This is a genomic window from Longimicrobium sp. (assembly GCA_036377595.1).
Classification (GTDB): domain Bacteria; phylum Gemmatimonadota; class Gemmatimonadetes; order Longimicrobiales; family Longimicrobiaceae; genus Longimicrobium.
This window is the reverse complement of the sequence record DASUYB010000014.1, coordinates 61,380-76,310: the sequence shown is the minus strand read 5'-3', so window position 1 is coordinate 76,310 and position 14,931 is coordinate 61,380. Positions and strand designations below refer to the sequence as shown.

Genomic DNA, 14,931 nt, shown 5'->3' with positions numbered 1-14,931 from the left:
CGATCGGAACCGATGCCTGAAGATCGTTCGCATGGCCGCGTGATCGCAGCGCGCGACGTCACCAAGGAGTATCCCTACCAGGGCGATGCCGTGCACGCGCTGCGCGGCGTGTCGCTGGACGTGGCGCGCGGGGAGATGGTGGCCGTCGTAGGGCCGTCCGGCTGCGGGAAGAGCTCGCTGCTGAACGTGCTCGCGGGGATAGATCCCCCCACCTCCGGCCGCGTCACCCTGCTGGACCGCGACCTGTACGCGCTGGGCGAAGGCGAGCGCTCGGCGCTCCGTCTGCGCCGCTTGGGCTTCATCTTCCAGCGCTTCCATCTCCTGGCCGTCCTCACCGCCGCGGAGAACGTCGAGTTGCCGATGGCCGAGGCGGGCGTGCCGAAGGACGAGCGCCGCCGCCGCTCGCGCGAGCTGCTGGAGTACGTCGGCCTGGGTCCCCGCGCCGGCCATCGCCCGCCGCACCTGTCCGGCGGCGAGCAGCAGCGCGTGGCCATCGCCCGCGCGCTGGCCAACCGCCCCGAGGTGCTCTTCGCCGACGAGCCGACGGGCGAGCTGGACCGGCGCACAGGCGAGGAGATCATCGCCCTGTTCGAGCGGCTGAACGCGGACGGCACCACGATGGTGATCGTGACGCACGACGCGCACGTGGCCGGCCGCGCGCGCCGCGTGGTGGAGATGGCCGACGGGCTGATCGTGGGCGACGGCCGATGATCCTGCGCCTGGCCGCCGCCGAGATCCGCAACCGCCCGGGCCGCGCCGCCTTCCTGTTGGCCGGTTACGCGCTGGGGGTGGCGGTGATGGTCGTGCTCCTGGCCGTCGGCGAGGCGATGCTGACGCAGGCGCGCGACAAGGAGCTGCTCGGCGGCGGCGACGTGACCCTCGTCCCCGCCGGCGTCAGCACGGAGATGCTGAGGTCGGGCGGCACCGGCTCGCTGTTCGTGGGGATCGACCACGCGCGCTTCATCCACCGCAACCTGCTGGAATCGCCCCGCGCGCGGGAGGAGCACGGGTTCGCCGCGGCCAGCCCCATCATCGACGGCGCGCAGGTGGAGGTGTCCGCGCGCGGGCGCACCTGGAAGGTCATCGCCACCGGCGAGATCCCCTCGCGCGCCCGCGCGGCCGGCGCCCCGCCCGCCCTGCTCGCGGGGAGGTGGGACGACTCGGACGCGGACCGCCGCTGGGTCGCGCCGTCGCCGGACGAGGTGCTGCGCGAGATCGACCACTTCCACCGGCCGCGCGGCGCGGCGGTCGATTCCACCTGGGCCGAGTGGCACTACTTCAACGTGGTGCTGGGCGACGGCCGGTGGCTCTACCTCACCCTCTCCGTCGGCGGACGGGTCGGCGTGCCGGGGAGGTGGGGCGGCGGCGTGCTGATGACCGTGCGCGAGCCCGGCGGCGAGCACCGGTCGCTGCGCGGCGAGGTGCGCGACGCGGAGGTGCGGCTCGACACACTGTCGCCGGAGCTGGCGCTGGGCCTCATCGGCGCGGTGCGGCTGGCCGGCGGCGCGTACGACGTCGATGCGGCGGCGGGCGGCGCGCGGGTGCGGCTCCGCGTCACCCCCGCGCCACGGCGCTACTTCCCGCCCACGGACATCGGCGGGAGCACGCTGATCAGCGGCTACGTGGCGCCGGCACTCTTCGCGCGCGCGGACGGCACCGTCTGTCTGCCGCGGTGCGAGGAGGTGCGCGGCGCGCAGGCGTACCACGACCACAACTGGGGCGTGTGGCGCGAGGTGAGCTGGGAGTGGGGATCGGCGTCGGACAGCGCCGTCTCGCTCCTCTACGGCGGCGTGCGGGGGGATTCGACCGCGACGGAAGGGGTGTTCGCGTATCTCGTCGACGGGCGCGGCGTGCGCGGCGTGTATCGCCCCGGCCCGATCGAGTTCATGGAGATGGTGCCGAAGGCGGTGGAGGACGGCACCATTCGCGTCCCGCGCCGCTTCCGCTTCGAGGACCGCCGCCGCGCCTTCCGCGTGACGGTGGACGTCGCCGTCGCGCACGCGACGGACCAGCATCGCCCCCGCCGCCGCTGGTTCATCCAGATGCGCGGCGTCGCGACGGTCGAGGAAAACGGCCGCGAGATCGGCCGCCTCCCCGGATTTTTTGAGACGTACGTGGATTGACCACGACGTCCCGCGAAATCCTCCCCCCGGTCCATCCAATCTCGTGGACGGTGATGCTGGGGCGCCGACGCCCCGGTGTAACGGAACGTGTCGCCGCGATGGTACAGGGTTGCCCGCCGGCGGAGGGCGGTGGGGTGTAAGAATACAGCGTTGGCGCGCGTTTCCAGGTTATGCAACTCCGGCATGCCGGATGCCGTAATAGAGAGTGGGGCGCGAGATGACAGGGGCGCCCGGAAAGGAGACCCGCCCGATGGAACTGGCACGTCGTTTCATGGAGGAGTACCCCACGCGGTTCGCGGCGTACACGGCGCTGCAGTGCGCGCTGATGCGGCGATACATGGCTCGTGGCGGCACGCAGGAGGAGTTCTGCCTCCGCCTTGCGCCCGCGTTCCACCGGCGGTACGCCCCCATGCTCCTGGAGCACTAGGGCTCTGGAGACTTGAACGAAGCCGCCCGGCGACCCAGTCGCCGGGCGGCTTCGTTTTGCGCGGATGTAGGCGATCTGCACACCCCGCGGCGTCATACTGGATCTCCGCTGCACACCGGCGGAAAGAATGTCATTCCGAAGGCGCTGTGCTGCCCTTTCCCTCATTCCAATGCCGTGGCGCCTGAGGAATCTGTGGCCAGCCTCCGAGCCGCAGGCCGCCTGTCGCCCGAACGCATGCGATGGATTCCGGGTGCCGCCCGGCGTCAGCGCGATTGAAGATTCGCGTGACCGATATGCACTGAGTGTGGCAGCCAGTCTCACACCATCTTCCGAAAACCAACCGTGGCTCCGGCGCGCAGCTCATCCCGTTCCCGCGGCTCCGGCGTGGGCTCAGGCTCTGTCAACTGCGTCATCGGGGGATGATGGCGCGCGAGCAAGCCACGGTGCGTGACCCTGGCCCCCCACGCGCCCGCTGCGCGGATCTCGTCTGCGACGACGCGAATCCCGGTGTGGCAGGGACGTCGGGTGGGGAGCGGCCAGCCGAATCGACGTGTCGGAAATTTCCGACACGTCGGGCTGGACGAAAGAGGGGGAGGAGCCAGGCCGAAGTGCCTGTCCGGGAAGGGGGCGGCGGAACGGATGTGCGCTCGCCCCGCACCCGACTCCCCCGATGACGCAGTTGGCGATCTCGGATCGCGCTCCCGGGGTGGAGGCTCGGGATGATGCCCGTGGCGGCGCGGAATGCACGTCGATCTCTCGACCCGGTATCACCCCTCCGATCTCGAGATGATAATTAAGTGTTTGCTTAAGTATCGCGATCATGGCTGCTGACGCACGTCCACCACCAGCCGGTTCGGCCCCGCCAGCTCCATCACCCGATACGGGTTGGGCGATGCGAGGCCGAGGACCACCTCCACGTCGCCCTCGAAGTCGCAGGTCAGGGCCAGCTGGCGCATCACCGGTAGGCCGAGCGGGATGTCGCGCTGGCGGACGGTGGGGGCGCCCAGGTCGTCGTGCGCCTGCGCGGTGCGGAGGCGCACCAGCAGCCACGCCTGTCCGGCCACCTGCTTCACCTGCCCCGAGCCACACTGGCGCACGGGGCTGTCGACGTACTCCACGTGCCACCCGGGGAGCGGCCCGTCGCCGAAGTCCAGCACCAGCCGGTCGAACCCGTCCTGCCGCGCCACCCGCAGCCCGCGCACGATCCCCACCACGCCGCCGCGCCGCTTGTCGCGCGTCGCCGACGTCCATTCGCCGTCCGGCGCTGCGGCCTTCGCGGCGGTGTCGGCGCGCGCGGCGGCCGCCTTCGCCGTGTCGCCGACGAAGGCGGGGAGCGCGTAGCCGGTGTCCTGCGCCGATGTGTCCGCCGCGCCGGCCGCGCCCGCGCTCTCCGCGATGGCCACCTCCGCGCGCCGCCGCTCCGTCGCCTCGCGCAGCTCGCCGCCCTTGTCGCCGCACGCCGCGGCCAGCATCGCCGCCGCGATCGTCATCGCCCCACAGGCCACCTTGGCGAGACGGTACATCCCAACCCGCGGCACCGCGGGAGTGTGGGCGACGGCCAAACTCGCGAGCACTCCACGATTGTCATCCTGAGGGCGCGAGTCACCGAACTTTCGACCAAGCCGGCGTTCGTCGCGCCCGAAGGATCTAATCTCCCCAACCCGAGATCCGTCGTCCGGGCAAGCATCTTCGTGGCGGCGAGTAGATCCTTCGGTCGGCACCAAGCCATGGTGCCGAGGCGATTCAGGCGCGGTGCCTCCCTCAGGATGACAGCGATGTGGATCAAGGAGATCAGGAACGAGCACGGGAGATTCCGTCAGGTGTGGACGCCGGCGGCGATGCGCGCGCCGTGCGCGTAGACGTTGAAGGTGCGGCCGCGCACGAAGCCGCAGAGGGTGACGCCGGCCTCCTCCGCCAGCTCCACCGCCAGGCTCGACGGCGCGGAGACGCCCGCCAGCACCGCCGCGCCGGCGCGGGCCGCCTTCTGCACCAGCTCGAAGCTCAACCGCCCGCTGACGACGACGATACGATCCCCCCACGGGAGCTCGCGTTCCAGCAGCGACGCGCCGATCAGCTTGTCCATCGCGTTGTGCCGGCCCACGTCCTCGCGCGCACGCACCAGCTCGCCATCCGCGGTGAAAAGCCCCGCCGCGTGCAGGCCGCCGGTGCGCTCGAACACCGCCTGCGCCGCCCGCAGCTTCTCGGGGAGCCCGACGAGGACTTCCGGGGTGATGGAAACGTCGCTCGTGATCCGCGCGCAGGCGGGCCCCAGCACCGCCTCGATCGACGCCTTGCCGCAGACGCCGCAGCTGGATGTCTGATAGAAGTTGCGCTGGAGGTTCTGAAGATCGAACCGCGTCCCCGCCGCGAGGACGACGCTGACCACGTTGTACTTCTGCTCGTCCTCCGTGCAGTAACGGATGGACGCGATCTCGTCCGCGGAGGAGATCACCCCCTCGGTGAACAGGAAGCCCGCCGCGAGCTCGAAGTCCGCGCCCGGCGTCCGCATCGTCACCGAGACGGGCGCGCCCGCGTCGTCCAGCCGCGCGCCGCCGCGCAGCTCGTCCGCCACCGCCACGCGGATCTCCAGCGGCTCCTCCGTCGCCAGCACGTCCGTGCGCGCGCGGCGGGCGGCGCCGTCGGCCTCGACGGCGATGCGCTCCACGCGGCGGCGGACGGTGCTCGCCTTCCGCATCACACCCCCGCGGTCGCCCGCTCGGCCGGCGCGGGCGCGGACGGCATCTCCATCTCCACCACCCGCTCGTCCTTCCCCTCCACGCGCACGGGGCTGGTCGCGGGGGCGACGGTGACGGGGATGAGCTTCGCCGACGGCTGGTTGCTGGTCTTCGCCGTCTTTCCCAGCGGGATCAGCACGTTGGCCTCGGGGAAGTACGCGGCGCAGCTGCCGCGCGGCAGGTCGTACGCGACGGCCTTGAAGCGCGGCGCGATGCGCTCCACGCCGTCCGTCCAGTGCGAGCGCACGTCCACCTCGTTGCCGGCGCGGATGCCGCGCTCGGCCATGTCCGCCGCGTGCATCAGCACCACGCGCCGCGCGCCCTTGATCCCGCGGTAGCGGTCGTCAAGCCCGTAGATGGTGGTGTTGAACTGGTCGTGCGAGCGGATGGTGAACAGCCGCAGCTCGTCCTCGCGCAGCCGGATGTCGGGCGTGGGGACGACGGTGAGCTCGGCGCGGCCGCTGGCCGTCTTCCACTCGCGGTGCGCGGCGGTGTTGCGCAGCACGAAGCCGCCCGGCTCGCGCACGCGCCGGTTGTAGTCCTCGAAGCCGGGGATGGTCTGCTCGACCAGGTCGCGGATGCGGTCGTAATCGGCCACCAGCGCGTCCCAGTCGACGGACGAATCGCGCAGCGCCGCCTTCGCCAGCCCCGCGACGGTCGCCGGCTCGCTCTTGAGATGAGGAGATGCGGGCTTGTTCGATCCGCGCGAGGCGTGGACGATGGACATCGAGTCCTCGACGGTGACGAACTGCGGCCCCGAGGCCTGCAGGTCGCGCTCGGTGCGGCCCAGGCAGGGCCAGATCATCGCCTCGCGGCCGTGGACGAGCGCGGATCGATTGAGGCGGGTGAGGACGTAGACGGAGAGGTCGGGCGTGCGCATCGCCCGCTCCAGCAGCCCATGGTCCGGCGACGCGGAGAAGAAGTTGCCGCCCATCGCCATGAAGAAGCGGATCCGCCCCGCGTCCATCGCGCGGATCGTCTCGACCACGTCCAGCCCGTGCCGCCGCGGCGGCGCGAAGCCGAACACGCGCTCCAGGGCGTCCAGCAGCGGCGCGCCCGGCGCGTGGTCGATCCCCACGGTGCGGTCGCCCTGCACGTTGCTGTGGCCGCGGATGGGCGCGGCGCCGGCGCCCGGGCGGCCCACGTTGCCGCGCAGCAGCAGCAGGTTGGAGATGGAGACGATGTTGTCGACCGCGTTGTCGTGCTGCGTGAGCCCCATCGCCCAGGTGACGATGGTCGCGCGCGAGCGGATGTAGATGTCCGCCGCGGCCTTGAGTTGCGCGCGCGTGAGCCCGGTCTGCTCCTCGATCGCCAGCCACGGCGTGGCCCCGAGGTCGGCGACCAGCTCCTCGAACCCCGTCGCGTGCGCGCGGATGAAGCCGTGGTCCACCACGCGGCCGGGCGCGTTCTTCTCCGCCTCCAGCACCCACTTCATGATCCCCTTCAGCACCGCCACGTCGCTGCCGGGGAGGGGCTGCAGGTACAGCGTGGTCATTTTCGTCCCGTGCCCGACGAGGGCCGACCCGACGTCCTGCGGGTGGATGAACTCCTCCAGCCCGCGCTCGCGCAGAGGGTTGATGGCCACGATCTCCGCCCCACGCCGCCGCGCCGACTGCAGCGCGCTGAGCATGCGCGGGTGGTTGGTCCCCGGGTTCTGGCCGATGACGAAGATGGCGTCAGCCTTCTCGAAGTCGGCCAGCTGCACCGTCCCCTTCCCCACGCCGAGCGTCTTCCTGAGGCCGACGCCGCTGCTCTCGTGGCAGAGGTTGGAGCAGTCGGGAAAGTTGTTCGTCCCGTACATCCGCCCGAACAGCTGGTACAGGAACGCGGCCTCGTTGCTGGTGCGCCCCGAGGTGTAGAACGCCGCCTGGTCGGGAGATGCGAGGCCGCGCAGCACCTCGCCCGCGCGCGCGAACGCCTCGTCCCAGCCGATCGGCTCGAAGCGGTCGCTCCCCGCGCGGCGGATCATCGGGTGCGAGAGGCGGCCCTGCTGCTCCAGCCAGTAGTCGCTCTGCGCCAGCAACTCGTCCACCGTGTGCGCGGCGAAGAAGTCGGGATCGGCGCGGCGCGACGTCGTTTCGGCGGCGACGGCCTTCGCGCCGTTCTCGCAGAACTCGAAGACCGAGCGGTGCTCCCTGGGCTCGGGCCACGCACACCCGGGGCAGTCGAACCCCTCGTACTGGTTCACGACCCGGAGCGCCTTCGCCCCCTGCACGAGCGACTTCTCGCGTGCGAGCTGGCGGACGCTGCTGACGACCGACGCGATGCCGCCCGCCGGCTTGTCGGCAGGGCGCACGAACGGCGGCGCGGGGTCGGACGAGGCTGGCCTGGACATCGGGCGCACGCTCGGGGAATGGATGTAAAGCTTTGGACGAAAGGTGCTTCGGGTGGGGCGGAGGGGCAAGAGGAGGGCCGGGCGGGACGGAAGGATGCGGAAGGATGCGGAAGGATGCGGAGGAAGGAGGGTGCGAAGCCCGCGGGGGGGAGGAGTATGCGACTGAAGTCGCGGCTACAACAACACGAAGTCCGCCTTCGCGGACTACCGGCATCGGCACGGCCGCGATTCCGGTGCGCGCGACGGGCGCCCGCGCATCGGGCGGCGACGATGTTCGCGCGTCGATCCTCCGCCTTGTCCCGCGCGAAGTCCGCGAAGGCGGACTGTGTGTGGTTGTAGCCGCGAGTTTACTCGCATACTCCACATCCACATCTCCATCACCCACATCCAGCTCACCCCACGAAAGCAGAAGCGGCGCGCCGCAATCCCGCAGCGCGCCGCCTCCCCATCTCCCATCTGCGATGTAGTTACGCCCCGGCCCAGCCGCCGTACTGGGGCGCGGCCATCGGCTCCGGCGCGCGGCACTCGGCGATGATCCGCAGGTACTCGGCCTCGCGGGCGGCGTACTCGTGCATCCCCTTGCTGATGCCGCGCTCGGTGCGCCAGCGGTGGAACGCCAGCTCGCTCGCGGCCTGCTGGAACCGCGCCTCGCGCTTCCACCCGGCCACGCCCTGCGCCTGCATCGCCGCCATCAGAACCTTCATCCGCCCGCCGAAGCGGCACAGCGTCTCCAGGTCCGCCGGCGACACGTGGCCGCTCTGCACGTAGGGAACGAGATTGGCGCGGATGATCCGCCGCTCGCGCGCCTGCGCGTACAGGACCACGCCCAGCAGGCCGAAGAACGCCGGCACCATGATCAGCAGGTAGGCGAACAGGAACGCCACGCCGAAGCTGGCCGACAGGTTCCAGGTGGCGTGCAGCCCCATCGCCAGCGCCAGCCCGGCGAGCGGGGCGATGGTCTTCAGCTCGCGCCGCAGCGTCTCGCGCGACAGGCCGAGGCCGATCCCCGTCATCGCCGTGAACAGCGGGTGCGAGAAGGGGGCGAGCACGCCGCGCACGAAGAAAGTGCCGCCCAGCCCGTCGGCCGCCAGCGCCTGGCCGTAGTAGGAGACGTTCTCCGTCATCGCGAAGCCCAGCCCCACCATGGCCGCGTAGATGATGCCGTCGATGACGTTGTCGAACTCGTCCTTCTTCCAGAAGAAGAAGAGGAAGAGCGCCGTGGCCTTGGCCAACTCCTCCACGAACGGCGCGGAGAGCACGCTGCCGCCCAGCTGCGCCGCGTTGCCGCCGCCGATCGCTCCGAAGAAGACGCTGGCGATGGAGTTGAAGATGAAGGCGAAGAACACCGCCCCGGTGGCGCCCCAGAGGAAGGCGGCCGCCAGCATCCAGCGCGGCTCCCTCTCGTAGCGGTCCACCCACAGCGCCAGGGCCACGTAGAACGGCACCGGCAGCACCGCCATCACCATCCCCGCCACGAGCCCCGGCAGGCCGGTGTTGAGCGCGCCGATCATCAGCAGGGTGATGAGGCCCAGCAGGCAGAGCACCGCCACCGCCGCGGCCGCGAGCGCCCGCTTCATCGACTTGTTGTCTGGCATGGGAGGGAGGATGGTGGGAGGTCTCCGGAAGTCTCAGGGGATCAAGAAGATAAGCAAACCGGCGCCATCGCGGGAGGGTGCCGATTGGGGCTGTGGCCGAGCGAATAAATTCACGGCAACCACTGCACAAAGTCGCTGCGCGACTGCGGACGCGGTGTTCGTGCGAGTTCCCAAGGCCTTCGCGGACTCGCGGCAGGAGGAAGTCCGTCCAGACGCCGGGATGCCTGCTCCGCAGTCCCGAAGGGACTTTGTGCCCTTGTTGCCGTGAATTCATTCGCCCAGCTACCCCGGCCACCCCGGCCATCCCCAACGCAGAAGGGCCGCACCCCGCGTGGAATGCGGCCCTCCATCTTTCCTCTGGCGATGTCACTCCGCGAGATCACTCCGCGGCGTCGACCTGCTTGCGCGCTTCCTCCAGCGCGTCCCACGGCAGCATCGCGCACTTCACGCGCCGGGGCAGGCGCGACACGCCGGAGAGCGCGCGCAACTCGCCGAGCGTCTTGTCGCGCGCGGCCTCGGCGTCGCCGTGGATCATCTCGCGGAAGCGCGCCAGCAGCGGCTCGGCCTCGGCGAACGTCTTGCCGGCGATCAGGTTGCTCATCATCGACGCCGACGCCTGCGAGATGGCGCACCCCTGCCCCTTGAAGCGCACGTCCTCGATGCGCTCGCCGCTCATCTTCAACTGCAGCACGATGTCGTCGCCGCAGGTGGGGTTGCGCATGGTGACGACGGCGTCGGGCGCGTCCATGTCGCCACGGCGCGCGGCGCTGCGGTAATGCTTGAGGATGACTTCCTGGTAGACCGCGTCGAGCGGAAGGCTCATTCGTGCTCTCCATTCCACGAAGCTGCGCCGGACGCGGAGGCGCGCCGGCGCAGTCTCAATCTAACGATCTCGTGGAGATGATGCTCAGTAGCCGAACATCTCCCGCGCCTTGTGCAGCGCGTCGGCCAGGCGGTCCACGTCGTCGGTGCCGCTGTAGAGGTAGAACGACGCGCGCGCGGTCGCGGGGAGGCAGAGGCGGCGCATCAGCGGCTGGCAGCAGTGGTGCCCCGCGCGGATGGCGATCCCGTAGCCGTCCAGGATCGTCGCGAGGTCGTGCGGGTGCACGTCGGCCAGGGTGAAGCTGACCACCCCCGAGCGCTCCGCCGGGTCGCGCGGACCGTGGATGGTGAGCTCGGGGATCTCGCCCAAGCGCTCCATCGCGTACGCCATCAGGTGCCGCTCGTGCGCGAGGATCGCGTCGCGGCCGACGGACGCCAGGTAGTCCGCCGCCGCGCCGAGGCCGATGGCGCCCGCGATATGCGGCGTCCCTGCTTCGAACTTCAGCGGCAGCGGCGCGTACGTCGAGCGCTCCAGCTCCACCAGGTCGATCATGTCGCCGCCGCCGTGGAAGGGCGGCATGGCCTCGAGCAGCTCGCGCCGCCCCCACAGCCCGCCGATCCCCGTGGGGCCGCACATCTTGTGGCCGCTGAACGCGTAGAAGTCGCATCCCAGCGAGGGCACGTCCACGGGGAGATGGGGGGCGGACTGGGCGCCGTCCACCACCATCACCGCGCCCACGGCGTGCGCGCGGGCGGCGATCTCCGACACGGGGTTGATCGTCCCCAGCGCGTTGGAGATGTGGTTGATGGAGACCAGCCGCGTGCGCTCGGTCAGCAGGTCGTCGAGCGCGGAGAGGTCCAGCCGCCCCTGCTCGTCGATGTCCAGGAAGCGCAGCCGGGCCCCCGTCCTCTGCGCCAGCAGCTGCCAGGGGACGAGGTTGGAGTGGTGGTCGAGGACGGAGAGGAGGATCTCGTCGCCCGCGCGGAGGTTGGCCTGCCCCCAGGTGTAGGCGATGAGGTTGAGCCCCTCGGTGGTCCCCTTCGTCCAGACCAGCTCGCCCTCGTCCTCGATGCCGAGGAGGCGGGCCACCTTGCCGCGCGCCTGCTCGTACGCCTCGGTGGCCCGGTGCGAGAGCTCGTGGATGCCGCGGTGGACGTTGGCGTTGTCGCGGCGGTAGAAGCGGTCGATGGCCTCGATCACGGCCGCCGGCTTCTGCGTCGACGCGGCGTTGTCGAGGTAGACAAGGCGATGGCCGTTGACTTCCTGGTGCAGGATCGGGAAGTCGGCCCGGATGCGCTCCACGTCCAGCGCGGGCGATGCGGGCGATACGGTTTCGAGCGTCGAGAGGGTCATGCTCGGGACCTGCTGTGAAGATGGTCGGGCGCGCGGGAGATGCGCCGGCTCCGCCAGTTGCCCGGCGAGCGCCCTCTCCCTGGCGCTTCGCGCCTGTCCCTCCCCCCAAACCGACTGGGGGAGGGACGGAGGCTCGCTTCGCTCGCGGCTACTCACCGTGGGTCCGCGCATCCGTCCCCGCGTCGAGGATCGGATGGACGATGGGTGGACCAAACCGAACGGTCCTAGATTCCCAGACTCCGCAGCCCGCCCACCGGAGCCGCCGGCGCGGGCTCGTCGCCGATCTCCACCCACACCGCGCCGTCCTCGATCTTCGCGGGGTAGACGGCGATGGGGCGGACGGCGGGCGGGCAGAGGGGCTCGCCGGTGCGCAGGCAGAAGGCGGCGCCGTGCCACTCGCAGGTGATGGTGCGCGCCTCCGCGTCCACCTCGCCGTGGCTGAGCGGAAAGTCGCGGTGCGAGCAGTTGTCGGCGAACGCGTACACCTCGCCGTCCACCCGCGCCAGCGCGATGCGCCGCCCGGCCACCTCCACGCCCAGCGCGCCGCCCTCCGGGAGCGCGGAGAGCGGCGCCACCTTCACGAACGCCACCGCGTCGCTCAGCCCTTCCGCGCCAGCTTGCGCTCCACCGTGGCCAGCAGCTCGCGGCGCACGCCCTCCATCGGCAGCTGGTCCAGCACCTCGGCGAAGAAGCCGAACACCACCAGCCGCACCGCCTCGGTGGTGGGGATGCCGCGCGAGCGGAGGTAGAACACCTCCTCCTCGTCCAGCTCGCCCACCGTGGCCGCGTGCGAGCAGCGCACGTCGTCCGCCTGGATCTCCAGGTTGGGGAGACTGTCCGCCCGCGCCTTGGAGCTCAGCACAAGGTTGCGGTTGGTCTGGTACGCGTCGGTCCGCTGCGCCCTGGGGTGCACGCGGATCAGCCCGCGGAAGACGGACCGCGCCTCGTCGTCCAGCGCGCCCTTGAACAGCAGGTTGCTGCTGGCGTGCGGGGCCACGTGGTCCTGCAGCGTCTCGTGGTCGAAGTGCTGGTCGCCCTGGGCGATGTAGATCCCCAGCATGTCCACGTGGCTCCCCGGCTCGCGCATGGCGCACTGCGCGTCGACGCGGGCGAAGTCGGCGCCCATGGTGCTGTAGAGCATGGTGATCTTCGCGTCGCGCCCCGCGACGAGGCGGTCGGTCTGGAGATGCACCACGCCGCGCCCGAAGCGCTGGACGGAGGTGTAGACCACGGTGGCGCCCTCGTCCGCGAAGATCTCCGCCGCGCCGGCGTGCAGCGCGGTGCGCCCGAAGTCGCCCGAGCCCAGCTCGTCGACCACGGCCACCTCGGCGCCCGCCTCGGCGATCACCAGCGTGCGGCCGAGGACGGCGGTGCCCGCGTCGCCGATCCAGCGGTAGGCGCGCAGCGGCAGCTCCACCTTCACGTTGCGGGGGACGTAGACGAAGAGTCCGCCCGTCCAGTACGCCGCGTTCAGCGCCGCGAACTTGCCGATCTCCGGCTTCACCGCGGTGCCGAGATGCTTCCGCACCAGCTCGGGGTGCTCGCGCACCGCCGCTTCGAGCGAGGTGACGACCACCCCCTGCGCGGCGAGGTCGTCGGGGAGCTCGCGCCAGACCACGGAGGCGTCCACCTGCGCCAGCCGCGCCTCGCCCTCCACGCGGTCCTCGCCCATCAGCGCCTGGAGCGCCGCGGGAAGCTGCTCGCGGGCGGAGACGGGGCCGCGCTCCTCGGGAAAGGCGTAGGCCTCGAAGTCCAGCACCTTCCCCAGCTTCTGCCACGAGTAGCGCCAGTCCTCCTCCGCGCGGCTGGGCATCGGTGCGGCGGCGAAGGCGTCGTACCCGGCCAGCCGCGCCTCGAGCAGCCAGTCGGGCTCCAGCTTGCGCGCGCCCAGGATGTGCACCTGGTCGCGCGTGAACACGCCCACGGGCGCGGTGGCGGTCGTCGTATCGGTCACGGTTCGAATCCGGTCGTAATCGAAAGTCCAGAAAAGAAAGTCCTAAGTCCTCGGTCCTAAGTCCTAAGTCCTAAGTGCTCAACTTCAACTTGGGACTCAGGACTTGGGACTTGGGACTATCTGTTTTCATCCCACCGATCCTTCCATCTCCAGCTCGATCAGCCGGTTCAGCTCCACGGCGTACTCCAGCGGCAGCTCCTTGGCGATCGGCTCGATGAAGCCGCGCACCACCATGGTCGCCGCCTCGTCTTCGCTCAGGCCGCGGCTCATCAGGTAGAAGAGCTGCTCGTCGCCGATCTTGCTGACGGTGGCCTCGTGGCCGATCTGCGCGTGCTCGTCCTGGATCTCGATGTACGGATAGGTGTCGGTGCGCGCCTCGTCGTCCAGCAGCAGCGCGTCGCACTCCACGTTGCTCCGGGCGTACTTGGCGCCCGGGTTCACCTGCAGCAGCCCGCGGTAGCTCGACCGACCCGAGCCCCTGGAGATGGACTTGGAGACGATGCGGCTGCTGGTGTGCGGCGCGTTGTGGATCACCTTGCCGCCGGCGTCCTGGTGCTGCCCCGGCCCCGCGTAGGCGATGGACAGCACCTCGCCGCGCGCGCCCTCGCCGTTCAGGTAGCAGCTCGGGTACTTCATCGTGAGCTTCGACCCCAGGTTGCCGTCCACCCACTCCATGGTGCCGTCGCGCCCCACCAGCGCGCGCTGCGTCACCAGGTTGTAGACGTTGTGCGACCAGTTCTGGATGGTCGTGTAGCGCATCCGGGCGCCGTCCTTCACGATGATCTCGATCACCCCGGAGTGGAACGAGTCCTGGCTGTACGAGGGAGCGGTGCACCCCTCGATGTACTGCACCTGGGCGCCTTCCTCCACGATGATCATCGTCCGCTCGAACTGGCCCATGCTCTCCGCGTTGATGCGGAAGTAGGCCTGCAGCGGCATGTCGAGCTTCACCCCCTTGGGCACGTACACGAACGAGCCGCCGCTCCACACCGCGGTGTTCACCGCCGCGAACAGGTTGTCGCGGAAGGGCACCACCGAGCCGAAGTACTCGCGCACGATGTCTTCGTGGTCGCGCAGGCCGTCGTCCATCCCCTTGAAGATGACGCCCTGCTTCTCCCACTCCTCCTTGAGCGAGTGGTACACGACCTCGCTCTCGTACTGCGCGCCCACGCCGGCCAGGATGCGGCGCTCCTGGTCGGGGATGCCCAGCCGCTCGAAGGTGTTCTTGATGGTGTCGGGCACCTCGTCCCACGTGCGCCCGGTGCCGCGGTCCGAGGGGCGGATGTAGAAGTAGATCTCGTCGAAGTTCAGCCCGCCCAGGTCGCCGCCCCAGGTGGGCCACGGGCGCTTCTGGGCGTGCTTCAGCGCCTTCAGGCGCGTGTCGAGCATCCACTTCGGCTCGCCCTTGCGCTCCGAGATCTCGCGGACGATCTCCTCGTCGAGCCCCTTGCGGCTCTTGAACGCGTAGTCGACCTCGTCCTTGAAGCCGTACTTGTACTCGTCGAGCCCGAGTGCGGCGACTTCCTCGTTGTAAGGCATCGTGCCTCCTCAAGTGAAAAGTGCCCAGTTCCTAGTGTCGGGTGCCC

Annotated in this window: 12 protein-coding genes; 3 read left to right on the top strand and 9 right to left on the bottom strand. The window is 70.5% G+C overall.

The features are described from left to right. The first annotated feature begins 39 nt into the window (after window positions 1-39). The 3 genes from VF092_02005 to VF092_01995 all read left to right on the top strand — a co-directional run bounded on the left by VF092_02005 (window position 40) and on the right by VF092_01995 (window position 2,550). Window positions 40-711, top strand: coding sequence for an ABC transporter ATP-binding protein (locus VF092_02005; protein HEX6746059.1), 672 nt, complete (start codon window positions 40-42; stop codon window positions 709-711). Then, entirely contained in the window at window positions 708-2,123 is a 1,416-nt protein-coding gene (locus tag VF092_02000) for a hypothetical protein (GenBank protein HEX6746058.1), read from the top strand. Before VF092_02005 ends, VF092_02000 begins: the two co-directional genes overlap by 4 nt. 250 nt (window positions 2,124-2,373) lie before the next feature. After that, on the top strand, window positions 2,374-2,550 hold the full coding sequence (locus VF092_01995; GenBank protein ID HEX6746057.1) for a hypothetical protein: 177 nt from the start codon (window positions 2,374-2,376) through the stop codon (window positions 2,548-2,550). 818 nt (window positions 2,551-3,368) lie between these two features. On the opposite strand, the gene VF092_01990 is transcribed toward VF092_01995, so the two are convergent. The 9 genes from VF092_01990 to sufB all read right to left on the bottom strand — a co-directional run bounded on the left by VF092_01990 (window position 3,369) and on the right by sufB (window position 14,884). After that, on the bottom strand, window positions 3,369-4,073 hold the full coding sequence (locus tag VF092_01990) for a hypothetical protein (GenBank protein HEX6746056.1): 705 nt from the start codon (window positions 4,071-4,073) through the stop codon (window positions 3,369-3,371). A 293-nt stretch (window positions 4,074-4,366) separates the two neighbouring features. Next, window positions 4,367-5,245, bottom strand: a complete 879-nt coding sequence (gene fdhD / locus VF092_01985; GenBank protein HEX6746055.1) for a formate dehydrogenase accessory sulfurtransferase FdhD — start codon at window positions 5,243-5,245, stop codon at window positions 4,367-4,369. Further along, window positions 5,245-7,620: an FdhF/YdeP family oxidoreductase gene (locus tag VF092_01980; GenBank protein ID HEX6746054.1), complete on the bottom strand. Its 2,376-nt coding sequence runs from the start codon at window positions 7,618-7,620 to the stop codon at window positions 5,245-5,247. The genes fdhD and VF092_01980 overlap by 1 nt, the downstream gene beginning before the upstream one ends. Before the next feature lie 467 nt (window positions 7,621-8,087). After that, on the bottom strand, window positions 8,088-9,215 hold the full coding sequence (locus tag VF092_01975) for a PrsW family intramembrane metalloprotease (GenBank protein ID HEX6746053.1): 1,128 nt from the start codon (window positions 9,213-9,215) through the stop codon (window positions 8,088-8,090). A 379-nt stretch (window positions 9,216-9,594) separates the two neighbouring features. Further along, window positions 9,595-10,038 (bottom strand): SUF system NifU family Fe-S cluster assembly protein, encoded by a 444-nt coding sequence (locus tag VF092_01970; protein HEX6746052.1) that lies wholly within the window; start codon window positions 10,036-10,038, stop codon window positions 9,595-9,597. An 84-nt stretch (window positions 10,039-10,122) separates the two neighbouring features. Then, window positions 10,123-11,391 (bottom strand): cysteine desulfurase, encoded by a 1,269-nt coding sequence (locus VF092_01965; protein ID HEX6746051.1) that lies wholly within the window; start codon window positions 11,389-11,391, stop codon window positions 10,123-10,125. Between the two features lie 224 nt (window positions 11,392-11,615). Beyond that, on the bottom strand, window positions 11,616-11,981 hold the full coding sequence (locus VF092_01960) for a non-heme iron oxygenase ferredoxin subunit (GenBank protein ID HEX6746050.1): 366 nt from the start codon (window positions 11,979-11,981) through the stop codon (window positions 11,616-11,618). Window positions 11,982-11,989: 8 nt separating this feature from the next. Then, the gene (gene sufD / locus VF092_01955; GenBank protein ID HEX6746049.1) at window positions 11,990-13,345 is read right to left on the bottom strand and encodes a Fe-S cluster assembly protein SufD; all 1,356 of its coding nucleotides are present in this window, start codon (window positions 13,343-13,345) and stop codon (window positions 11,990-11,992) included. 126 nt (window positions 13,346-13,471) lie between these two features. Beyond that, the gene (gene sufB, locus VF092_01950; protein ID HEX6746048.1) at window positions 13,472-14,884 is read right to left on the bottom strand and encodes a Fe-S cluster assembly protein SufB; all 1,413 of its coding nucleotides are present in this window, start codon (window positions 14,882-14,884) and stop codon (window positions 13,472-13,474) included. Window positions 14,885-14,931: the final 47 nt, after the last annotated feature.